At 61.6% G+C, this 21,537-nt stretch carries 19 protein-coding genes; 18 read left to right on the top strand and 1 reads right to left on the bottom strand.

From position 1 onward, the window contains the following. Positions 1-7 precede the first annotated feature (7 nt). On the top strand, positions 8-781 hold the full coding sequence (locus PQR67_RS03765; RefSeq protein WP_408454598.1) for an MBL fold metallo-hydrolase: 774 nt from the start codon (positions 8-10) through the stop codon (positions 779-781). Positions 782-924: 143 nt separating this feature from the next. Here PQR67_RS03765 and PQR67_RS03760 read toward each other — a convergent pair whose 3' ends face one another. Next, a complete protein-coding gene (locus PQR67_RS03760; protein ID WP_169483940.1) occupies positions 925-1,623 on the bottom strand; it encodes a Bax inhibitor-1/YccA family protein in 699 nt (232 codons plus the stop codon). A 311-nt stretch (positions 1,624-1,934) separates the two neighbouring features. Between PQR67_RS03760 and ndk the strand changes: the two genes are divergently transcribed. The 17 genes from ndk to PQR67_RS03675 all read left to right on the top strand — a co-directional run bounded on the left by ndk (position 1,935) and on the right by PQR67_RS03675 (position 21,449). Beyond that, a complete protein-coding gene (gene ndk / locus PQR67_RS03755; RefSeq protein ID WP_172315650.1) occupies positions 1,935-2,360 on the top strand; it encodes a nucleoside-diphosphate kinase in 426 nt (141 codons plus the stop codon). Positions 2,361-2,546: 186 nt separating this feature from the next. Then, a complete protein-coding gene (gene rlmN / locus PQR67_RS03750) occupies positions 2,547-3,698 on the top strand; it encodes a dual-specificity RNA methyltransferase RlmN (RefSeq protein ID WP_120343776.1) in 1,152 nt (383 codons plus the stop codon). A 216-nt stretch (positions 3,699-3,914) separates the two neighbouring features. After that, on the top strand, positions 3,915-5,030 hold the full coding sequence (locus tag PQR67_RS03745) for a helix-turn-helix domain-containing protein (protein ID WP_408454594.1): 1,116 nt from the start codon (positions 3,915-3,917) through the stop codon (positions 5,028-5,030). A gap of 88 nt (positions 5,031-5,118) precedes the next feature. Next, the gene (gene ispG / locus PQR67_RS03740) at positions 5,119-6,435 is read left to right on the top strand and encodes a flavodoxin-dependent (E)-4-hydroxy-3-methylbut-2-enyl-diphosphate synthase (RefSeq protein WP_408454591.1); all 1,317 of its coding nucleotides are present in this window, start codon (positions 5,119-5,121) and stop codon (positions 6,433-6,435) included. Between the two features lie 20 nt (positions 6,436-6,455). After that, complete coding sequence (gene hisS / locus PQR67_RS03735) at positions 6,456-7,796, top strand: histidine--tRNA ligase (protein WP_408454588.1); 1,341 nt, start codon at positions 6,456-6,458, stop codon at positions 7,794-7,796. A gap of 78 nt (positions 7,797-7,874) precedes the next feature. Further along, the gene (locus PQR67_RS03730) at positions 7,875-8,504 is read left to right on the top strand and encodes a YfgM family protein (RefSeq protein WP_408454585.1); all 630 of its coding nucleotides are present in this window, start codon (positions 7,875-7,877) and stop codon (positions 8,502-8,504) included. Positions 8,505-8,579: 75 nt separating this feature from the next. Then, positions 8,580-9,725 (top strand): outer membrane protein assembly factor BamB, encoded by a 1,146-nt coding sequence (bamB, locus tag PQR67_RS03725; RefSeq protein WP_408454582.1) that lies wholly within the window; start codon positions 8,580-8,582, stop codon positions 9,723-9,725. Between the two features lie 445 nt (positions 9,726-10,170). Further along, the gene (gene der, locus PQR67_RS03720; RefSeq protein WP_408454579.1) at positions 10,171-11,508 is read left to right on the top strand and encodes a ribosome biogenesis GTPase Der; all 1,338 of its coding nucleotides are present in this window, start codon (positions 10,171-10,173) and stop codon (positions 11,506-11,508) included. A 155-nt stretch (positions 11,509-11,663) separates the two neighbouring features. Next, entirely contained in the window at positions 11,664-11,900 is a 237-nt protein-coding gene (gene hfq, locus PQR67_RS03715) for an RNA chaperone Hfq (protein WP_006051315.1), read from the top strand. 57 nt (positions 11,901-11,957) lie between these two features. Beyond that, positions 11,958-13,145, top strand: a complete 1,188-nt coding sequence (hflX, locus tag PQR67_RS03710) for a GTPase HflX (RefSeq protein ID WP_120343671.1) — start codon at positions 11,958-11,960, stop codon at positions 13,143-13,145. 49 nt (positions 13,146-13,194) lie between these two features. Then, positions 13,195-14,595: an FtsH protease activity modulator HflK gene (gene hflK, locus PQR67_RS03705; RefSeq protein ID WP_408454574.1), complete on the top strand. Its 1,401-nt coding sequence runs from the start codon at positions 13,195-13,197 to the stop codon at positions 14,593-14,595. Between the two features lie 12 nt (positions 14,596-14,607). Then, positions 14,608-15,510, top strand: coding sequence for a protease modulator HflC (gene hflC / locus PQR67_RS03700; RefSeq protein WP_408454571.1), 903 nt, complete (start codon positions 14,608-14,610; stop codon positions 15,508-15,510). Between the two features lie 44 nt (positions 15,511-15,554). Continuing rightward, positions 15,555-15,746, top strand: a complete 192-nt coding sequence (locus tag PQR67_RS03695; RefSeq protein ID WP_054041860.1) for a DUF2065 domain-containing protein — start codon at positions 15,555-15,557, stop codon at positions 15,744-15,746. A 227-nt stretch (positions 15,747-15,973) separates the two neighbouring features. Next, a complete protein-coding gene (locus PQR67_RS03690) occupies positions 15,974-17,125 on the top strand; it encodes an ATP phosphoribosyltransferase regulatory subunit (protein ID WP_408454568.1) in 1,152 nt (383 codons plus the stop codon). A 202-nt stretch (positions 17,126-17,327) separates the two neighbouring features. After that, on the top strand, positions 17,328-18,674 hold the full coding sequence (locus PQR67_RS03685; protein ID WP_408454566.1) for an adenylosuccinate synthase: 1,347 nt from the start codon (positions 17,328-17,330) through the stop codon (positions 18,672-18,674). A gap of 3 nt (positions 18,675-18,677) precedes the next feature. Further along, positions 18,678-19,262 (top strand): phosphoribosyltransferase, encoded by a 585-nt coding sequence (locus tag PQR67_RS03680; RefSeq protein WP_408454563.1) that lies wholly within the window; start codon positions 18,678-18,680, stop codon positions 19,260-19,262. 300 nt (positions 19,263-19,562) lie between these two features. After that, positions 19,563-21,449: a potassium transporter Kup gene (locus PQR67_RS03675; protein WP_408454561.1), complete on the top strand. Its 1,887-nt coding sequence runs from the start codon at positions 19,563-19,565 to the stop codon at positions 21,447-21,449. Positions 21,450-21,537: the final 88 nt, after the last annotated feature.

Here is a 21,537-nt window from a genome sequence, read left to right as displayed (position 1 = left end):
GCGGACTGTGCGCTTCGCCAGTCTCGGCAGCGGCAGTGAAGGCAATGCCTTGCTGGTGGAAGCGCAAAGCGGCGCGACCACCACGCGCGTTCTGCTCGATTGCGGTTTTTCGGCCAAGGAAGTCGAGCGGCGTTTGGCGCGGCTTGGCGCGGGCGTCGAGGGTCTCGACGCCATTCTGATTACCCATGAACACAGCGACCACATTGGCAGCGCGTTGACGCTGGCGCGCAAGTGGTCGATTCCGTTGTACATGAGCTGGGGTACCGCCCGCGCGGTGGGTGCCGACGAAGCCGATGTCGACCTTCAGGTGTTGTGGGGCGACGAAGCGGTGGCGATCGGCGACCTCAGCATTCTTCCGTATACCGTTCCTCACGACGCCCGCGAGCCGCTGCAATACGTGCTCTCCAACGGTGCGAGCCGGCTCGGCGTGCTGACCGACGTCGGCACCTCCACGCCGCACATCAGCGCGGTGCTGAGTGGCTGCGACGCGCTCGTGCTCGAATGCAATCATGATGTGCGGATGCTGGCGGGTAGCCGTTATCCGCAATCCCTGAAGGCGCGCATTGGCGGCAATCACGGGCATCTGAACAACGAGGCGGCGGCGGAAATTCTGGCCTCGCTCGACCGCTCGCGCTTGCGTCATCTGGTGGCCGCGCATCTGAGCCAGCAGAACAACTCGCCGGAACTGGCGCAGGCTGCCATGGCGGGTGTGCTGGGCGCCGCGCCGACGGAAGTGATCGTCGCTTCGCAGGATGAAGGCTTCACCTGGTTGAGCTTGTGATCTGTCTCTGATTGCCTGTTGTAAAGCCTGTCCGGCGCCTCACCGTTGGTGTGCGGGCAGTGCAAAAGAAAAAAGCCCATGACGATTGCTCGCCATGGGCTTTTTCTTCAAGGCCGGCGCTTGGGCGCCGACCCTTGTCAGACTTAGTTGCGGTTGCCGCCGAAGATGCCAAGCAACGCGAGCAGGTTAACGAACACGTTGTACAGGTCCAGATAGATCGCGAGGGTGGCGGTGATGTAATTCGTTTCACCGCCGTTCACGACGCGCTGCACGTCGAACAGCATGTAGGCCGAAAAGATCACGATTGCCAGCACCGACACGGTCAGCATCAACGCCGGCAGATGCAGGAACACGTTCGCGACTGAAGCCAGCAGCAGCACGACTACGCCCATGAACAGCCACTTGCCGAGACCCGAGAAGTCACGCTTGCTGACCGTGGCGATCGTTGCCATGGAAGCGAAGATCACACCAGTGCCACCAAAGGCGAGCATGATCAGCGACGGGCCGTTCGAAAAACCGAGCACGAAGCTCAGGATGCGCGACAGCATCAGGCCCATGAAGAACGTGAAGCCGAGCAGCACGAATACGCCAATGGCGCTGTCTTTAGTCTTCTGGATGGCGAACATGAAGCCGAAGGCGATCGCGAAAAACGCCAGCATGCTCATGCCCGGGCTGGTGGCGGCGAACAGCGAGAAACCGGTGGCTACGCCTACCCAGGCGCCGAGCACGGTCGGAATCATGGATAGCGCGAGCAGCCAGTAGGTGTTCCGCAGTACGCGGTTGCGCGTCTCGACCGTGCTGACTGCGCCATTGCGGCCAAAGCTATACGGATGATCGTTCATGGTCTCTCCTTACCTCAGAAGCGTGTTGCGTAATGGTTGTGCGGCGGGTTGTGTAGCGGGATGTGCACCGGGTTGTACGGCGCTGGCCGGAATTCATGCGGCCAGTCGCAGGGTGTTCATCCCTAAGATTGGCGCGGCGGCCGGGAGTTTCAATACCCCGAAAAAGTCCACACGGCCTACGCTACCAGTATTCAGAAACTCCTGCTTGGAGTCTTTCAATTCTGTAAGGGTTCAATCGCAATCATACACGGGAACATGCTACAATAGCGGATTCATTTGAATCTGTAACCTCTTAATTTTTTGGAGTTTTTATGGCGATCGAACGCACCCTGTCGATTATCAAGCCGGACGCAGTGGCCAAGAACGTGATCGGCCAGATCTACAGCCGCTTCGAAAACGCTGGGCTGAAGATCGTGGCTTCGCGCATGGTTCATCTGTCGCGCGCTGACGCAGAGAAGTTCTACGCTGTGCACGCTGCACGCCCGTTCTTCAAGGATCTGGTTGATTTCATGATCTCGGGCCCGGTGGTCGTGCAAGCGCTGGAAGGCGAAAACGCGATCCTGAAGCACCGCGACCTGATGGGTGCAACGGACCCGAAGAAGGCAGAAAAGGGCACGATCCGCGCCGACTTCGCCGACAGCATCGACGCTAACGCGGTGCACGGTTCGGACGCCGCTGAAACGGCCGCAGTTGAAATCGCGTTCTTCTTCCCGGAAGTGAACGTTTACTCGCGTTAAGCGGGTTTGAGCGGGTTTTGGTCGTCGTGGCGTGATTCGTACGCAGCCGTTGGATTTGTCGCACGAATCCGCACGAACAGCCCGGCAAAGTAGTAAGGTAAAGCAGCAGGAATGGGCGCGAACGGCATTGCGTTCATGCAGCTTGTTGCATGAACGCAGTCTCGCACTGAAATGGCAGGATTCGATATGACGAGCAGTCCCACCGTCAACCTTCTCGACCTTGACGCCCAAGGGCTTGTCGCCTACTGCGACAGCCTGGGCGAGAAGCCGTTTCGCGCCAAGCAATTGCAGCGCTGGATCCATCAGTACAACGCTGCCGACTTCGACGGCATGACCGATCTGGCGAAGTCCTTGCGCGAAAAGCTCAAAGGGCGCGCCACGATCACGATGCCTGGCATCGTCAGCGACAATATTTCGACCGACGGCACACGCAAGTGGCTGATCGACGTCGGCAACAGCAACGCGGTTGAAACCGTTTATATCCCCGAAGAAACGCGAGGCACGCTGTGCGTGTCGTCGCAGGCCGGGTGCGCGGTCAACTGCCGTTTCTGTTCGACCGGCAAACAGGGTTTCTCCCGCAATCTCACCACCGGTGAAATCATCGGCCAGCTGCGCATGGCCGAGTTCGCGCTGCGCGCAACGCGCGGCACGGATGGCGGTCGTGCCACGGGTGGCGACGGCAAAGGTGAGCGCGTCGTCACGAATGTCGTGATGATGGGCATGGGCGAGCCGCTGCTCAATTACGACGCGGTGGTGCCCGCCATGCGCCTGATGCTGGACGACAACGCCTACGGCCTGTCGCGTCGGCGCGTCACGCTGTCCACCTCGGGTGTGGTGCCGATGATGGACCGGCTCGGCGCGGATCTGCCGGTGGCGCTCGCCGTATCGTTGCATGCGCCGAGCGACCCGCTGCGCGACATGCTGGTGCCGCTGAACAAGAAGTACCCGTTGCGCGAACTGATGGCCGCTTGCCAACGCTATCTGAAGGTTGCGCCGCGCGATTTCATTACTTTCGAATATTGCATGCTCGACGGCGTGAACGACAGCGAAGCGCAAGCACGTGAATTGCTGGCTGTTACGCGTGACGTACCGTGCAAGTTCAACCTGATTCCGTTCAATCCGTTTCCCGAGTCGGGCCTCATCCGCTCGAAGCCGGAACAGATCAAGCGGTTTGCACAAGTGTTGATGGACGCGGGCGTCGTCACCACGGTGCGTAAGACACGCGGCGATGATATCGACGCTGCCTGCGGTCAGTTGGCCGGTGCGGTGAAAGACCGCACGCGCCTCGCTGAACGCACCGGGAGGGCGGCGAAGGTGATCGAGGTTCGCGCCGTGTAATCGCGTGAGGCGGCAGGGCGCCGCGTTCGGAGGAAAGCTATCCGGGCGTGCAAAACCCCTCCACGCCATCCGCGATTGAAAAGAAAGTTTGCAGAAGCGATCGGAAGCGGCACACAAGGCCGCGCATTTTGTTATAAACGGTCTGCGATTCGGGCGTGAGGCTTTGGCCCGTCCGGGTTGCACAAGTGAAAAAGAATCGACGCGAAAGGATTTGGGATGAGTGAGCCGCAGCACCCGCAGCCGCAGGACACAGACGGAAACGAAGGCCATCCGGCGCCGGTCGCTCGGGCGGTGGTGCAGCCTGTTACGCAGTCGGGCTCGGCGAGCCTGGACTCATTGGCGGCGGTGGGCGCGCGCTTGACCCAATTGCGTGAATCGAAGGGCTGGACGATCGAAGACGTGTCGGCGCGTCTGAAGGTCTCTGTCATCAAGTTGCGTGCGCTCGAATCGGGTGACATCAGCCACTTGCCGGACACGACCTTTGCGCTTGGCGTGGTGCGCAGCTACGCGAAGATGCTTGGCGCCGATCCCACGCCGTTCACACAGGCTCTGCGTCGCGAGAAGGGCGTGCCTGCACCGGATCTGTCGATGCCGGCGTCGTCCGGCAAGGATTTGCCGCGCGGTCGCGTATCACTGTCGCTCGGCGGCAGCGGGCAGAAGAGCCGCTCGTGGTTATGGGGTATTGCGGCGGTGATCGTTGCGGTGATTGCGCTCGGCATGTGGCACACCAACGGCGGCGATTCGTCGGCGTGGCTCGCCAGGTTGAAGGCGAGCGCCAACGGCTCAGCGGGTGGCGCGACCGGAGCATCGGGCGCGGTGGCGCAAGGTCAGGCGGCCGGTTCCGAGGCGACAGCGGATGACGCTGCTTCCGCGCCGGACACGCAAGCGGCCGCGGTGGATAACGCAGCGTCGGCTACGCCGATGCCCGCGCCGCTGGCAACGGGCACGGCGCCGGCTGTCACGGCAGCAGCGGTCGCGCCGAAGGCGGCTTCGCAAGTCCAGGCTGCGGCGCCGGGCGCGAGCGCGCCGGTGGTCGCCGCCATAGGCGCATCGGCCGCCGTGGATGCGGCAACGCCTGCCGCGGGTGAGGCGATCGTCGCGTTGCGCGTGACGCAGGACAGTTGGTTCAGTGTGCGTGGCAAGGACGGCAAGGAAGTATTCTCCGGCCTCGTGCACGCAGGCGATACGAAGGAAGTAACGGGCGTAGCGCCGTTCAAGGTTACGGTCGGCAACAAGGCGGGTCTCGAGTCGCTTACGCTCGATGGCCAGCCAGTCGATCCGTCGAAATATTCGGCAGCCAAGGGCAACGTGGCACGCTTCGCGTTGCCTTGAGATAGATACGGTATGCGTCGCGGCCAACCGGGTCGCGACGCTTTTTCAATTCAGGCGCCACGTTTTTTGTGTGGCGTATGTGGCGTAAATGGGTTTTTCGATGCAATCCGAAGCTCAATCCCAATCCAGTAGCAAGATCGTTTCAAACGAGCCGGTGTTCGGCGGCCAGGCTGCGCGGCGCAAGTCGCACGCGGTCGATGTCCGTTGGGGCGGCCAGCTTGTCACCATTGGCGGCGATGCGCCTGTGCGCGTCCAGTCGATGACCAACACCGACACCGCGGATGCGATCGGCACGGCGATCCAGATCAAGGAACTTGCACAAGCCGGTTCTGAACTGGTCCGTATCACGGTCAACACGCCGGAAGCGGCGGCAGCCGTGCCGGCGGTTCGCGAGCAACTTGACCGCATGGGCGTGTCGGTGCCGCTGGTCGGCGATTTTCATTACAACGGCCATTTGCTGCTGCGCGATTACCCCGCGTGCGCAGAGTCGTTGTCGAAGTACCGGATCAATCCGGGCAATGTTGGCCACGGCGCGAAGCGTGACACGCAGTTCGCGCAGATGATCGAAGCGGCGGTGAAGTACGACAAGCCGGTGCGGATCGGCGTCAACTGGGGCAGCCTCGACCAGGACCTGCTCGCGAAGATGATGGACGAAAACGCCGCGCGTTCCACGCCGTGGGAAGCGCAGAGCGTGATGTACGAGGCGCTGATCCAGTCGGCGATTGGTTCGGCCGAGCGCGCTGTCGAAATTGGCCTGCCGCGCGACAAGATCATTCTGTCGTGCAAGGTCAGCGGCGTGCAGGATCTGATCGCGGTGTACCGTGAACTCGCGCGTCGTTGCGAATTCGCGCTGCATCTTGGCTTGACGGAAGCCGGCATGGGTTCGAAGGGTATCGTGGCGTCGACCGCTGCGTTGTCCGTATTGCTGCAGCAAGGCATTGGCGACACGATCCGCATCTCGCTGACGCCGGAACCCGGTGGACCGCGCACGGGCGAAGTGATCGTCGGTCAGGAAATTCTGCAGACCATGGGTCTGCGCTCGTTCACGCCGATGGTGATCGCGTGCCCGGGTTGCGGCCGCACGACCAGCACGTTGTTCCAGGAATTGGCGTCGCAAATCCAGACCTATCTGCGTACGCAGATGCCGGTGTGGCGCGATCAGTATCCTGGCGTCGAGAAGATGCACGTCGCGGTGATGGGCTGTATCGTCAACGGTCCGGGCGAATCGAAGCAGGCGAATATCGGCATCAGCTTGCCGGGTTCGGGCGAAAATCCGGCCGCGCCGGTGTTTGTCGACGGTGAGAAGGTCAAGACGCTGCGCGGCGATAACATTGCGCAAGAATTCCAGCAAATCGTGAGTGACTACGTCGAGCGCCGCTATGGCCGCGCTGAAGCGCTCAACTAAATACCGTCAATCGAAGAAAGATGACTGAACAGAAGAAAAAGCTCGAAAAGCTGTCCGGCGTGAAGGGCATGAACGACATCCTTCCGCAGGAAGCCGGGCTGTGGGAATTTTTTGAAGCAACCGTCAAGTCGATGCTGCGTTCCTACGGATACCAGAATATCCGTACGCCGATCGTCGAGCATACGCAGTTGTTCAAGCGCGGTATCGGCGAGGTGACCGATATCGTCGAGAAAGAGATGTACAGCTTTACCGACGCGTTGAACGGCGAAAATCTGACGATGCGCCCAGAAAACACCGCGGCTGTCGTACGCGCGACGATCGAGCACAACATGCTGTACGACGGCCCGAAGCGTCTGTGGTACATCGGCCCGATGTTCCGTCACGAGCGTCCGCAGCGCGGCCGTTATCGCCAGTTCCATCAGGTCGGCGTGGAAGCGCTGGGCTTTGCCGGGCCGGACGCAGACGCCGAAATCATCATGATGTGCCAGCGTCTGTGGGACGATCTCGGCTTGATGGGCATCAAGCTCGAACTCAATTCGCTGGGTCTCGTGGAAGAGCGTGCGGCGCATCGCGTCGAGTTGATCGCGTACCTCGAAAAGCACATGGACGTGCTCGACGAGGAGGCAAAGCGCCGTCTGTACACGAACCCGCTGCGCGTGCTCGACACGAAGAATCCGGCGATGCAGGAAGTCGCGCAGAACGCACCCAAGCTGATCGATTTTCTCGGCGAAGAATCGCGCGCGCACTTCGAAGGCCTGCAGCGCATTCTGAAGGCGAACAACATTCCGTTCACGATCAATCCGCGTCTCGTGCGCGGTCTCGATTATTACAATCTGACCGTGTTCGAATGGGTGACCGACAAGCTCGGCGCGCAAGGTACCGTGGCGGCCGGCGGCCGTTATGATCCGCTGATCGAACAGCTCGGCGGTAAGCCGACGGGCGCGTGCGGTTGGGCAATGGGTGTCGAGCGTATCCTCGAGTTGCTGAAAGAAGACCAGCTCGTGCCGCAAGACGAAGGTTGCGATGTGTACGTGGTCCATCAGGGCGAGGCAGCACGTGAACAGGCCTTTATCATCGCCGAGCGTTTGCGCGATACGGGTCTCGACGTGATCCTGCATTGCGGCGCGGATGGTCAGACGGCGAGCTTCAAGTCGCAGATGAAGCGCGCCGACGCAAGCGGTGCGGCCTTCGCGGTGGTGCTTGGCGAAGATGAGATCGCCAACGGCACGGTCGGCGTCAAACCGCTCCGTGATACAAGTTCTAACGGCGGTAAAAACGAGCAACATAACGTGCCCGCCGAAGACTTGACCGAATTTCTAATCAATGCGATGGTTGCAACCGCCGAAGACGGCGACGACTGATCGCGATGTCGTCGAGCCGGTTGGGTGCCAATCAGGCTCGACACACACACGTATCCAGAATGAGGAAATCGCCGGGCGATGAGTTACCACGACGAACAAGAATCGATTGAAAGTCTGAAGGCATGGTGGACGCAGTGGGGCAATGCAACCACGTGGATCGTGCTGGTGGCACTGGTTGCCGCAGCCGGCTGGAACGGCTGGAATTTCTGGCAGCGGCGTCAGGCGGCTGAAGCTGCGGTGCTGTATGACCAGGTGCAGCAAGCGGTGGCATCGGGCGACAAGGCGAAGATCACACGCGTTGCCACCGACATGGAAGACAAGTTCAGCGGCACCGCGTATGCGCAGATGACCGCGCTTGGCGCAGCCAAGGCGCTGTACGCCGCGGGTGACGAAGCTGCCGCGAAGTCCCAGTTGCAATGGACCATCGATCACGCCAAAGACGACGAGTTCAAGCAGATTGCCAAGCTGCGTCTGGCTTCGCTGCTGCTCGACGACAAGGCTTACGACCAGGGCCTCGCACTGCTCGCCGAACCGCAATCCGATGCGTTCAAAGGCATTGTGGCGAATGGCCGCGGTGACCTGCTCGCTGCTCAAGGTAAGCGTGACGATGCACGCGCGGCCTATAAGCTCGCGGTTGACTCGCTGTCGAAAAACGATAGCTCGGCTCGCCAGTTGATTCAGTTCAAGCTGGACGCGTTGGGCGGCTAATCGCCGCATGCAGCGCGCCGCATGTAACGACCAACCGGTCTCCTTTAATTAATTTCCTGAATGCTTCGTCCACCGATGAATCTGCTGAAACGTTACGCTGTGCCCGTTGCCTGTGCGATGACCGTCCTCACCATGGCGGCTTGCTCATCCGCGAAAGACGAGCGCCGCGTGCCGACGCCGCTCACCGAGTTCAAACCCGTGCTTGACGTGCAGCAGGCGTGGAAGGCCAGCGTGGGCAAGGCGGGTCGTTACCTGTTCGCGCCGGTCGCGGTCGGCAACGCGGTGTACGCGGCTGGCGCGAACGGCTCGGTTGCGAAGATCGACGCGCAAACCGGCCAGGACGTCTGGCGCGTCAAGCTGCATGACGACCTCTCGGCAGGTGTCGGCAGCGACGGCACCCTCACGGCGGTCGGCGGCCTGAAGGGCGACGTCTACGTGCTCGGCGCTGACGGCAAGCAATTGTGGACTGCCAAGGCGCCCGGCGAAATCATCTCGCCGCCGCTGGTCGGCAACGGTCTCGTGGTGGTGCGCACGGTCGACGGTCAGATCGTCGCGTTCAATGCGCAAACCGGCGAGCAGAAGTGGAACTACCGCAACCGCGCGGTGCCGCTCAATCTGCGCGTCTCGTCAGGTATGACGTTCGCGGGCGACGCGGCTGTGCTGGCGGGTTTCCCGGGCGGCGCGTTCGCCGCGATCAACGTTCAGACCGGCGACAACTACTGGCAGACGCCGGTGTCGTATCCGAAGGGCGTGACGGAAGTGGAGCGCATCAATGACGTGACCGGTCCGCCCACACTGGTCGGTTCGCAAACCTGCGCGGTGACGTTCCAGGGCCAGATTGGCTGTTTCGACGCCAACTCGGGCCGCGCGCTGTGGGAAAAGGCGTTCTCGAGCACGAGCGGCCTGGCGCAGGATGACCGCGCCGTGGTGGCGGCCGACGACTGGTCGGTGGTGTCGGCATTCGACGCCACCAACGGTACGCCGCTGTGGAAGAACGACAAGCTGAAGAACCGTGACCTCGGCGTCCCGTACATTCTGGGTCACGCCGCTGTGCTGGGCGACTATCAGGGTTACGTCCACTTCCTGTCGCGCGACGACGGCACGCTCGTAGCCCGTATGAAGACCGACGGCAGCCCGATTACCGCAGCGCCGGTGCTGGCCGGCGAAACGCTGGTTGTGCAGACGCACGACGGCGACCTGTACGGCTACCGCCCGCGTTAATCGCGCAGGCAAATGAGTAGTCAGGCGTGCAGGCCGGCTTCGCCGGCCGCACGCGTTTTTGTGGTGCAGCAGCTTAATTTGTGATGCAGCAGCTTAACTAGAAGAATTCCGCCGGACTGGCTGGTCCGGCAAGTCGGATCAGAAACGGCCCATGTGGCCATCGGTGGCTGCTTGCGGCGCCACCTTCGACGCCGTCCTGCTAGATACGTAGAGAATCTACCGAACTGGCGTGCGAGCCGTTGAGCAAGAAAGACTGAACCTGGCGGCCCATTGGCGCCGCGCCATACAGCCAAACTCTCGTCCGCCTGGGTGCGCATATTGGCAGCACATCCGGGGCTGGTCGAATTCGTGATAATTTTCGTCAAACGCTGCCGTGTAGCGGCCGCATGGCGTCGCTACGCGGGCGGTCGATTTCGATCCCGCGTTTCACCGTGAACAACATCTGATGAAACCCGTTATTGCCCTGGTTGGGCGCCCCAATGTGGGGAAATCCACGCTATTCAACCGTCTCACGCGTACGCGTGATGCGCTGGTTGCCGACCTGCCCGGTCTCACCCGCGATCGCCACTATGGCGAGGGTCGCGCCGGCGACCGGCCGTATCTGGTCGTCGATACCGGCGGCTTCGAGCCGGTCGCGAAAGATGGCATCCTGCACGAGATGGCGCGTCAAACCCGCCAGGCGGTCGAGGAATCGGACATCGTCGTGTTCATCGTCGACGGTCGCAACGGTCTCGCGCCGCAAGACAAGACGATCGCCGACTACCTGCGCAAGGTCGGCCGACCGATCTTCCTCGTCGTCAACAAGGCGGAGGGGATGAAGTACAGCAACGTGGCCGCCGACTTCTACGAACTCGGTCTTGGCGATCCGCGCGCGATTTCTTCCGCGCATGGCGACGGTGTCACTGAAATGATCAACGAGGCACTCGTCGTCGCGTACGCCGGGCAGCCGGAAGAGAATGACGAGGAAAAGCAGGCGCACGGCGTGAAGATCGCGATCGTGGGCCGGCCGAACGTCGGCAAGTCGACCTTGATCAATGCGCTGGTGGGTGAGGAGCGCGTGATCGCGTTCGACATGCCGGGCACCACGCGTGATTCGATCTACGTCGACTTCGAACGTCAGGGCAAGCCGTACACGTTGATCGACACGGCCGGTTTGCGCCGCCGCGGCAAGGTGTTCGAAGCGATCGAGAAATTCTCGGTGGTGAAAACGCTGCAGGCGATTTCGGATGCCAACGTCGTGATCCTGCTGCTCGATGCGCGTCAGGACATTTCAGAGCAGGACGCGCACATTGCCGGCTTCGTGGTGGAGCAGGGCCGTGCGCTGGTGGTGGGCGTGAACAAATGGGACGGCCTCGATCCGCATGTGCGCGACCGCACCAAGGCGGACATCGAGCGCAAACTAAAATTTCTCGATTTCGCCAAATTCCACTTCATTTCCGCTGCGGAACAGACCGGAATCGGCCCGCTGATGCGTTCGGTCGACGACGCCTACAAGGCCGCCATGACCAAGCTGCCGACGCCGAAGCTGACGCGCGCGCTGATCGATGCGGTGGAGTTCCAGCAACCGCGCCGACGCGGTCCGGTGCGCCCGAAATTGCGTTACGCGCACCAGGGCGGGCAGAATCCGCCGATCATCGTGATTCACGGAAATGCGCTCGATGCGATCACCGAAACGTATAAACGCTACCTCGAAAACCGCTTCAGGGAAACTTTCAAGCTGACTGGGACTCCATTGCGCATAGAGTTCAGATCGTCGACGAACCCTTACGCGGACAAAGGCTGAAATCCAGGCTGAAACCCGCGTGTGTGCTGGGTTTGGCCGCAAGGCCAGCCCGCTCGCGCAAAAATGAAAATCGGCTATAGTGTAGCGGTTGGCGGCGGATCCCTTTTTCCTTCGTCGTCAATTTAGTCAACCTGCAAAAAAATACGGAGTTTGCTATGAGCAACAAAGGGCAATTGTTACAAGACCCGTTTTTGAACGCACTGCGTAAAGAGCATGTGCCGGTGTCGATCTACTTGGTCAACGGCATCAAGCTTCAAGGGAACATCGAATCGTTCGACCAGTACGTCGTGTTGCTCCGGAATACGGTCACCCAGATGGTCTACAAGCACGCCATTTCGACTGTCGTGCCTGCCCGCCCGGTGAACTTCCACCCGGATTCCGAACAGTCCTAACCCCCGTCGCGGCCGGCGTAGCGTCGCCCGTTGGCGATAACTCCCGGCCGCCTCATTTTGATACCGTCCAATTTGATCAATGCAGCGCTTGTCGGCATCGACTTCGGTAAGATCGATTTCGAAGCCAGTCTGGAAGAACTCAGCCTGCTCGCGCAAAGCGCGGGCGCGAACCCCTTAGTCACCCTCACGGGGCGCCGGTCCAGTCCCGATGCCAAGATGTTCGTCGGCAGCGGCAAGGCCGAAGAACTGCGTCTTGCCTGTGAGGCGAACGACATCGAACTCGTCATTTTCAATCACGCTCTCGCCCCTGCGCAGCAGCGCAATCTGGAGCAGGCGCTTAACCGCCGCGTGATTGATCGCACCAGCCTCATCCTCGATATTTTTGCGCAACGCGCCCGCAGCCACGAAGGCAAGTTGCAGGTGGAGCTCGCGCAATTGCAGTACTTATCGACGCGGCTAATCCGCGCATGGACCCACCTTGAACGGCAGAAAGGCGGTATCGGCTTGCGCGGCCCAGGTGAAACGCAGCTCGAAACCGACCGCCGGTTGATTGGCGAGCGCATCAAGGCGCTGAAAACCCGGCTCGAAAAACTGCGCCGTCAGCACGGCACGCAGCGCCGCGCGCGCAGCCGTAACCAGACCATGTCCGTATCGCTCGTCGGTTATACGAACGCGGGCAAATCCACGCTTTTCAATGCGCTGACGAAGGCCCAGGCGTACGCCGCCGACCAGTTGTTCGCCACGCTGGATACCACGTCGCGCCGTGTCTATCTGGGCGACGAGGCTGGCCAGGTGGTAGTGTCGGACACGGTCGGCTTCATCCGGGAATTGCCTCACCAACTGGTGGCGGCTTTCCGCGCCACGCTCGAGGAAACCATCCACGCGGACCTTCTGCTGCATGTGGTCGACGCGTCGAGCGCCGTGCGCCTCGATCAGATCGACCAGGTGAACGAGGTGCTGCACGCAATCGGTGCGGACACGATCCGTCAGGTGCTGGTGTTCAACAAGATCGATGCCGTGCCGGAGCTGGCGGCTCGTGGCGACACGGTCGAGCGGGATGAGTATGGTAATATTTCGCGCGTCTTTTTGAGCGCGCGCACGGGGCAAGGGCTGGATACATTGCGCGCTGCCATCGCTGAAATCGCTACTGCCGAACCTCTCTCCGATACGCTGGTCGATCTATCGGAAGAAGACCGGTCGGCAGCACCGCGCGAGGACCGCAAGGTCCCAGAACTCGGGCACTGACCCGCTCCAATTGCACTGACCCGCTGTCTACTCTGGTGAACGAACACAGGTGAACGATTACAACGAGCGGAGTATCTGGCTGCGCATGCGCGCCATGTTTTCACTGAACGATCCGCGCTGGGGCCGGGGCGACGGCAATGGCAATGGCGAGCGCCAACGGCCCAACGAACCCAAGCGTCCGCCGACCAAGGACGGTGAAGGACCGCCCGATCTCGACGAGATGTGGCGCGATTTCAACCGCCGTTTGAGCCGGGTGTTCGGTCGCAAGGGCGGCGGTGCAGGGGGCGGTGGCCGCCCGGACAACGGTCGCGGTGCGCGCATCGGCGTGGGCATTGTGATCGGCGTGTTGATCGCGATCTATCTCGGCAGCGGCGTGTTCGTCGTGCAGGATGGCCAGGCCGGCGTCGTGATGCAGTTCGGCAAGTATCGCTATACGGCGGGGCAGGGCGTGCATTGGCGCCTGCCGTATCCGTTCGAAGCACATGAGCTCGTCAATATCAGCCAGATCCGCCAGGTGGAGATCGGCCGTAACAACGTGGTGCGTCTTGCCAACGTGAAGGATGCGTCGATGCTCACGCACGACGCCGATATCGTCGACGTGCGCTTTGCCGTGCAGTACCAGGTGAGCAAACCGACCGATTACCTTTTCCGCAGCGTCGATCCCGATCAGAGCGTCATGCAGGCTGCGCAGGCAGCGGTGCGCGGCATCGTCGGCGCGCGTAGCACCAACGACATCCTCTATCAGGATCGCGAAGCAATTCGCCAGCAACTGACGGCGTCGATTCAGCAATCCCTGGATGAAGACCAGTCCGGCCTTACCGTGACGGGTGTCACGATTCAGGGCGTGCAGGTGCCAGACCAGGTGCAAGCCGCTTTCGACAATGCCGCCAAGGTGCGTCAGGACAACGAGCGCGCCAAACGTGAGGCGCAGGCTTACGCGGCCGAACTGCTGCCGCGCGCACAAGCCGACGTCGCGCGTCAGATCGACGAAGCGAAAACGTATAGCGACAAGACCGTGGCCCAGGCGCAAGGCGACGCTGAACGCTTCAAGCAGGTCTACGCGCAGTACTCGAAAGCGCCCGCTGTGATTCGCGAGCGTATGTACCTGGAAACCATGCAGCAGATCTATTCGAATACGACCAAGGTGTTTGTGGACAGCAAGAGCGGCAACAACGTGCTGTATCTGCCGCTCGACAAGCTGGTCGAGCAGACGCGTCAGCGCGTTGCCGACGCTGCAGCGGCCGCCTCCGGCGCCGCCACTGCCACTGCGGCGGGTGCTGCCGCCCCGCAAGACACAAGCACGGCTGCACCGTCGGCCGCCGCGCCTTCTGCCGCTGCTTCCACACCCGCCGCGGTTGCGACGCCTGCCAGCCAGGCTGCAGCCAGCAGCGACGCACTCCGTTCACGCGACTCCTTCCGCAGCCGTATGCGTGAAGACGACGTTCAATAAGGAGCGCACATCATGAACAAGATCATTGCGCTCGTCGTTGCCTTAGTCATCGTGCTGTTTGCCGCGTCGTCGATGGTATTCGTGGTCGACCAGCGGCATATGGCCGTGCTGTCCTCGCATGGCGACACAGCGCCCGAATTGCTGGGCCCGGGCCTCCACGTGAAGCTGCCGCCGCCGTTGCAAACTGTCACGCTGGTCGATAACCGCATCCAGTCACTCGACGCGCCGGATGAAGATCGCTACGTCACGTCGGACAAAACAGATCTGCTGGCCAACCCGGTCATCAAATACCGCGTGACCGACCCGCTGAAGCTGCTCGCCGAAACCAAGGGCGATGTGCAAAGCCTGTCGGATCGCCTCGCGCTGCTGTCGCGTGGCGCACTCGGCGACGCATTCGGCAAGGTCACGCTGACCGACGCGCTGGCGAAGCAACAAGCCGTTGCCGATGAAGCCCGTGGCGCGATGGACAAAGCCGCCGCGTCGCTGGGCGTTTCGGTACTCGACGTGCAACTCACGCGCGTCGACTTTCCGGCGGCGATGGCCGACTCGGTCTACAAGCGCATGATCGCCGCACGCGAGCAGGCGGCGGCCGACGAGCGTGCGAAGGGTACGGCCGAGGCCGACCAGATCAAGGCGGACGCCGTCGGGCAGCAACAGGCGATTCTCGCGGACGGCTATCGTCAGGCGCAGACCATCAAGGGCGAGGGCGACGCCAAGGCAGCGGAAATCGCGGCCGCGGCATATGGCAGCGACCCGCAGTTCTACCAGTTTTATCAAAGCATGCAGGCGTACAAGAACACCTTCAAGCCAGGCGACGTGATCGTGGTCGACCCGAGCAGCGAGTTCTTCCGCTTCATGCGTAGCCCGACCGGCGGCGCCGCCCCGGACGCTTCCGCGGCACCGCGCAAACACTGATAACCGGAACGCCGCGGCATCCGCATCGCGGCCCCTTCATTCGCATGGACATAGCCGGCTCGTTACTGCTCGCGATCGCATTGATGCTGATTATCGAAGGGATGTTTCCCTTCGTTTTTCCGAGCGCCTGGCGCGATACCTTCCGCAAAATTGCGGAACGGCCCCCGCATCAGATTCGCGTTGGCGGGCTGGTCGTGATGGTGCTCGGATTGATCCTGCTGTTCATCGTGACCTGAGGGGGCGCTTGCACGGCACGCTTCGCGGCGTACCGTTGCATTAGCGATAAGCGCTGCTGGAGCCGCGTGGCAATAACGAGCGCTGCGGCGCGGATCAAGGCCGGCTGAGGGACTGCGACGAGCAGCCCCACGCCCGCCACAGCCGCCAAAATAGAGCTGTCGCCCGCCATTCACACTCACTTACCGGCGCACCCAGCCGCCGTGTTCAACGTCGTAGGACTGTATCGATGTCGACCTGGTTACTTCCCGAGAATATCGCCGACGTGCTGCCGTCGGAAGCCCGCAAGATCGAAGAGTTGCGGCGCCATTTGCTGGACCGCTTCCGCTCGTACGGCTACGAGATGGTGATGCCGCCGCTGCTCGAATACATCGAGTCGCTGCTCACCGGCGGTGGCCACGATCTGAATCTGCGCACGTTCAAACTCGTCGATCAGATGTCGGGACGTACGCTCGGTCTGCGCGCCGACATTACGCCGCAGGTCGCGCGGATTGACGCGCACTTGCTGAATCGTCAGGGCGTGACGCGCCTTTGCTATGCCGGCAATGTGGCGCATACGCGTCCGCGTGGCCTGCACGCCACGCGTGAGCAGATCCAGATCGGCGCTGAAATCTACGGTCACGCCGGTCTCGAAGCGGATCTGGAAATCCAGCAGTTGATGCTCGACGCGCTGCGTCTGGCCGGCCTCGCGAAGGTGCGGCTCGATTTGTGTCATGCAGGCGTGCTCGCCGCGCTGATCGAAGCGGAGCCGGCTGCGGCCGAGCTGGGTCAATCGCTCTACGACGCGTTGGCTGGCAAGGATGTGCCGCGCCTCGTTGAGCTGACCGCCGATCTCACCCCTGTCACGCGCGACGCATTGCGCTCGCTGCCCACGCTCTACGGCGACGCCTCGGTGCTCGACGAAGCCCGCGCTCGCTTGCCGAACGCACCGGCTATCGCGCGCGCGCTCGACGACCTCGCGTTCCTCGCGAGCCAGGTGGAAGGCGCCGAAGTCATGATCGACCTGGCCGATTTGCGCGGTTACGCGTACCACAGCGGCGTGATGTTCTCGGCGTATGTCGACGGTGTGCCGAATGCGGTTGCGCGTGGCGGCCGTTACGACCACGTTGGTCAGGCCTACGGTCGCGCTCGCGCGGCCACCGGCTTCTCGCTCGATCTGCGCGAGGTTGCCCGTATTTCGCCCGTCGAGGCCCGCAGCAGCGCGATTCTCGCGCCGTGGCAACACGACGACGCGCTACGCGTGAGTGTCGCCGCACTGCGCGATGCCGGCGAAGTCGTGATCCAGGCGCTGCCTGGCCACGAGCACGACCTGGACGAATTCGCCTGCGACCGCGTGTTGGTCGAGCGCAACGGCGCGTGGGTAGTCGAACCGCGTCCCTGAGCGCGAGTCGATGGCCGCCTGAGGGGCGTCCCAAGGGCATTTCAGAAGGCGTCCAAAGCGTCGCCGAACCCCGGCGCGGCCCCTCGCCGCGCTATTTTCGATATTCCCACCATAACGTGCATACCGTTGAGCGGAAACGGAAAAATTCGGAAGGTTCCGCGAACATAGGTAGAATACGTTTTTAACCAGCTTACGAAACAACATGTCTGCCAGCGCAGTGAATGTGAACCCCGGACGCAACGTCGTCGTTGTGGGGACCCAGTGGGGTGATGAAGGCAAGGGCAAGATCGTCGACTGGCTGACGGACCACGCTCAAGGCGTCGTTCGCTTCCAGGGCGGTCACAATGCCGGTCACACGCTTATCATCGGCGGCAAGAAAACCATCTTGCGCCTGATTCCGTCGGGCATCATGCATCCTGGCGTCGCGTGCTACATCGGCAATGGCGTCGTGTTGTCGCCGGAAGCGCTGTTCAAGGAAATTGGCGAGCTCGAAGCCGCCGGGGTCGATGTTCAGAATCGCCTGTTCATTTCCGAAGCCACCACCCTGATTCTGCCGTATCACGTTGCCATCGACCAGGGCCGCGAAAAGCGCCGTGGCGCGGCCAAGATCGGCACCACCGGCCGCGGCATCGGCCCGGCCTACGAAGACAAGGTGGCGCGCCGCGGTCTGCGCGTGCAGGACCTGTTCGAGCCGGAAAGTTTCGCCGAACGTCTGCGTGAAAATCTCGATTATCACAACTTCGTGCTGACCCAGTACCTGGGCGTCGACGCGGTCGATTTCCAGCAAACGCTCGACACGATGCTGAGCTATGCCGACCGTCTGAAGCCGATGGTGACTGACGTGTCGCGCCGCTTGTATGACGAAAACGCCAAGGGCAACAACCTGCTGTTCGAAGGCGCGCAAGGCACGCTGCTCGACATCGACCACGGCACCTATCCGTATGTCACGTCGAGCAACTGCGTAGCCGGTGCGGCCACCGCGGGTGCGGGCGTCGGTCCGCAAAAGCTGAACTACATTCTCGGCATCACCAAGGCGTACTGCACGCGTGTCGGTTCGGGCCCGTTCCCGAGCGAACTGTACGACGCGGATAACGCCGCGCGTCAGGAAGCGATCGGTCTCGAACTGGCCACCGTCGGCAAGGAATTCGGTTCGGTCACCGGCCGTCCGCGCCGCACGGGCTGGCTCGACGCCGCCGCGCTGCGCCGCTCGATTCAGATCAACGGCGTGTCGGGGCTGTGCATGACCAAACTCGACGTGCTCGATGGCGTCGACGAAGTGAAGCTGTGCGTCGGCTACACGGTCGACGGCAAGCCTGTCGATCTGCTGCCGCGTGGTGCGTCGGAAGTCGCGCGTTGCGTGCCGGTGTACGAAACCTTCGCGGGCTGGAAGGAAAGCACCGTCGGCATCACCGAATGGGACAAGCTGCCGGCCAGCGCGCGTGCGTATCTGACGCGCGTGCAGGAAGTCGCGGGTATTCCGATCGACATGGTGTCGACTGGTCCGGATCGCGACGAAACGATTCTGCTTCGTCATCCGTTCAAGGTTTAAGCCATGGTTCAGGGTGTCCCCATGATTGCGATGAAAGATCCGCGCAACGATGACAAGAACCTGTGGGTCGGCTGGGACGAGTATCACCGGCTGATCGAAATGCTGGCGTTGCAAGTGCACGAGTCGGGCTGGAAGTTCGACAAGATCCTGTGTCTCGCGCGCGGCGGTTTGCGCGTTGGCGATCAGCTTTCGCGGATTTACGATCTGCCGCTGGCGATTCTCGCCACCAGTTCGTACCGCGAAGCGGCCGGCACGGAGCAGGGCGAACTCGACATTGCGCAATACATCACCATGACGCGCGGCGAGCTGCACGGCAACGTGCTGCTGGTCGACGACCTCGTCGATTCCGGCGTGACGCTGGCGCGCGTGCAGCAGCATCTGAAAGATCGCTATCCGGCGATTACCGCAGTGCGCTCGGCAGTGCTCTGGTACAAGGGCTGTTCGAAAGTGAAGCCTGACTACCACGTGCAGTATCTGCCCACCAATCCGTGGATTCACCAGCCGTTCGAGGAATGGGACACGGTTCGTCCGCATAACCTCGGTGCGTGGATCAAGCGCGGTATGCAGCAGGAGTCGTCGGGTACGTGATGCGAGCTACGACGCCGTACCGATCGCGTCGTATTTCGTGCAGTGCCTGCAAAGCGGAGCCCGGTCGGGCTCCGCTTTTTTTTGGCTCAATGCCCGGTGTAGGTGTCTTGCGAAGGGTGCCTTGCAGAACGTGCGCATCCGCCCCCGTGAAACATCTGACGCAGCAGACGTGCCCAAATCGCAGTGCTACACTTCGCGGACCATTCACGTGGTGTATCCACAACAAGCCGGGCGGCGCCGGGCGGGCAGTTTAAAATAGCGGTCGTTTTTTCCGCTCAGGGAACGGATTTTCTCGCGTTTATGACAGATAACAATCACGTGCACAAACAGCCCCTGCCTTCCCTCGCGATTGCCGCGATCGGGGTGGTATTCGGCGATATCGGCACGAGCCCGTTGTACTCGCTGAAAGAAGCCTTCAGCCCGTCACATGGCATTCCGCTGACCGATCAATCGATTCTCGGCGTGATCTCGCTGCTGTTCTGGGCGATCATGATCGTGGTCGGCGTCAAATACGTGTTGTTCGTGATGCGTGCCGATAACAACGGCGAAGGCGGTGTCCTCGCGTTGATGGCGCTGGCATTGCGCTCGATCGATCAAAAGTCGAAGATGGCTGGTTTGCTGATGATGCTCGGCATTTTCGGCGCCTGCATGTTCTATGGCGACGCGGTGATTACGCCCGCCATTTCCGTGATCTCCGCGGTCGAGGGTCTGGAGATCGCGGCACCCAATCTGTCCCATCTGGTGTTGCCGCTCACAATGGTCATCCTCGTGCTGCTGTTCTGGATTCAGCGGCACGGAACGGCCACCGTCGGCCGCCTGTTCGGTCCGATCATGGTGCTGTGGTTCCTTGTGCTTGCCGCACTGGGCCTGTGGCATATCCTGCAGTCACCCAACGTGATTCGCGCACTGAACCCGTACTACGCCTACACCTTCATGGCGGCGCACGTGCTGCAGGCCTATGTGGTGCTCGGCTCGGTCGTCCTCGTGCTGACCGGTGCCGAAGCGCTGTACGCCGACATGGGGCACTTTGGCGCCAAGCCAATTCGCATGGCCTGGTACTTCCTCGTGATGCCTTCGCTGGTACTGAATTATTTCGGGCAGGGCGCGTTGCTGATGCACGACCCGAAAGCGATCGAAAACCCGTTCTTCCTGCTCGCGCCGGATTGGGCGCTGCTGCCGCTCGTGGTGCTGTCAACGGTGGCGACCGTGATTGCATCGCAGGCCGTGATTTCCGGCGCCTATTCGCTGACGAGCCAGGCGATCCAGCTCGGCTATGTGCCGCGCATGAAGATCCTGCACACGTCGGAACTGGCGATCGGCCAGATCTATGTGCCGGTGGTGAACTGGATGCTGCTGTTCATCATTCTGTGCATTGTGATTGCGTTCAAGAGCTCGGATAACCTCGCCGCCGCGTACGGCATCGCGGTGACGGCGACCATGGTGATCACCACGATCCTCGCCGCCGTCGTGATGGTGAACGTGTGGAAATGGAACAAGTTCCTCGTGGCGATGATCATCGGCGTGTTCATGGTGGTCGACCTGGGCTTTTTCGGCGCCAATCTGCTCAAGGTCGCGGAAGGCGGCTGGTTGCCGCTTGGCATTGGCGCGCTTCTGTTCTTCCTGCTAATGACCTGGTTCAAGGGCAGGATGATCGTCAAGGAACGTACGGCGGCTGACGGCATTCCGCTGATGCCTTTCCTGCAAGGTTTGCTCGCACATCCACCGCATCGCGTGTCGGGTACCGCGATCTATCTGACGGGCAGCGATTCGCTCGTGCCGGTGAGCTTGCTGCACAACCTGAAGCACAACAAGGTGCTGCATGAGCGCACGATTTTCCTGACCTTCGTGACGCTCGATATCCCGTATGTGAAAGATGCGGAACGCGTGACGGTGAAGGATCTCGATGGCGGCCTGTTCCTCGTCAAGGCGGCATACGGTTTCAACGAAACGCCTGACGTGAAGGCCGTGTTGCAGGAAGTCGGCCGCACGCACGACATGACGTTCGAGTTGATGGATACGTCGTTCTTCCTCGCCCGTGAAACGGTCGTGCCGACCCAGTTGCCGGGCATGTCGGTGTGGCGTGAGCGGGTGTTCGCGTGGATGCATCAGAACGCCGCCAAGCCGACGGACTTCTTCAGTATTCCCGCCAATCGGGTGGTGGAATTGGGAACGAAGATCGAGATTTGAGCACGGACGCAGGTTCGTAAGCGCCTTGCATAGCGAGGCACGCTAAACGACCGGTAATAAAAAAACCCACGCGATTGCGTGGGTTTTT

The organism is Paraburkholderia fungorum (assembly GCF_046026025.1).
In the GTDB taxonomy this organism is placed as follows: domain Bacteria; phylum Pseudomonadota; class Gammaproteobacteria; order Burkholderiales; family Burkholderiaceae; genus Paraburkholderia; species Paraburkholderia fungorum_E.
This window is presented reverse-complemented; position numbering and strand designations above follow the sequence as displayed.

Coding starts and splice junctions, on each gene's coding strand:
- PQR67_RS03760 (WP_169483940.1), bottom strand. CDS start 1,623: ATGAACGATCATCCGTATAGCTTTGGCCGCAATGGCGCAGTCAGCACG.
- ndk (WP_172315650.1), top strand. CDS start 1,935: ATGGCGATCGAACGCACCCTGTCGATTATCAAGCCGGACGCAGTGGCC.
- rlmN (WP_120343776.1), top strand. CDS start 2,547: ATGACGAGCAGTCCCACCGTCAACCTTCTCGACCTTGACGCCCAAGGG.
- PQR67_RS03745 (WP_408454594.1), top strand. CDS start 3,915: ATGAGTGAGCCGCAGCACCCGCAGCCGCAGGACACAGACGGAAACGAA.
- ispG (WP_408454591.1), top strand. CDS start 5,119: ATGGGTTTTTCGATGCAATCCGAAGCTCAATCCCAATCCAGTAGCAAG.
- hisS (WP_408454588.1), top strand. CDS start 6,456: ATGACTGAACAGAAGAAAAAGCTCGAAAAGCTGTCCGGCGTGAAGGGC.
- PQR67_RS03730 (WP_408454585.1), top strand. CDS start 7,875: ATGAGTTACCACGACGAACAAGAATCGATTGAAAGTCTGAAGGCATGG.
- bamB (WP_408454582.1), top strand. CDS start 8,580: ATGAATCTGCTGAAACGTTACGCTGTGCCCGTTGCCTGTGCGATGACC.
- der (WP_408454579.1), top strand. CDS start 10,171: ATGAAACCCGTTATTGCCCTGGTTGGGCGCCCCAATGTGGGGAAATCC.
- hfq (WP_006051315.1), top strand. CDS start 11,664: ATGAGCAACAAAGGGCAATTGTTACAAGACCCGTTTTTGAACGCACTG.
- hflC (WP_408454571.1), top strand. CDS start 14,608: ATGAACAAGATCATTGCGCTCGTCGTTGCCTTAGTCATCGTGCTGTTT.
- PQR67_RS03695 (WP_054041860.1), top strand. CDS start 15,555: ATGGACATAGCCGGCTCGTTACTGCTCGCGATCGCATTGATGCTGATT.
- PQR67_RS03690 (WP_408454568.1), top strand. CDS start 15,974: ATGTCGACCTGGTTACTTCCCGAGAATATCGCCGACGTGCTGCCGTCG.
- PQR67_RS03685 (WP_408454566.1), top strand. CDS start 17,328: ATGTCTGCCAGCGCAGTGAATGTGAACCCCGGACGCAACGTCGTCGTT.
- PQR67_RS03680 (WP_408454563.1), top strand. CDS start 18,678: ATGGTTCAGGGTGTCCCCATGATTGCGATGAAAGATCCGCGCAACGAT.
- PQR67_RS03675 (WP_408454561.1), top strand. CDS start 19,563: ATGACAGATAACAATCACGTGCACAAACAGCCCCTGCCTTCCCTCGCG.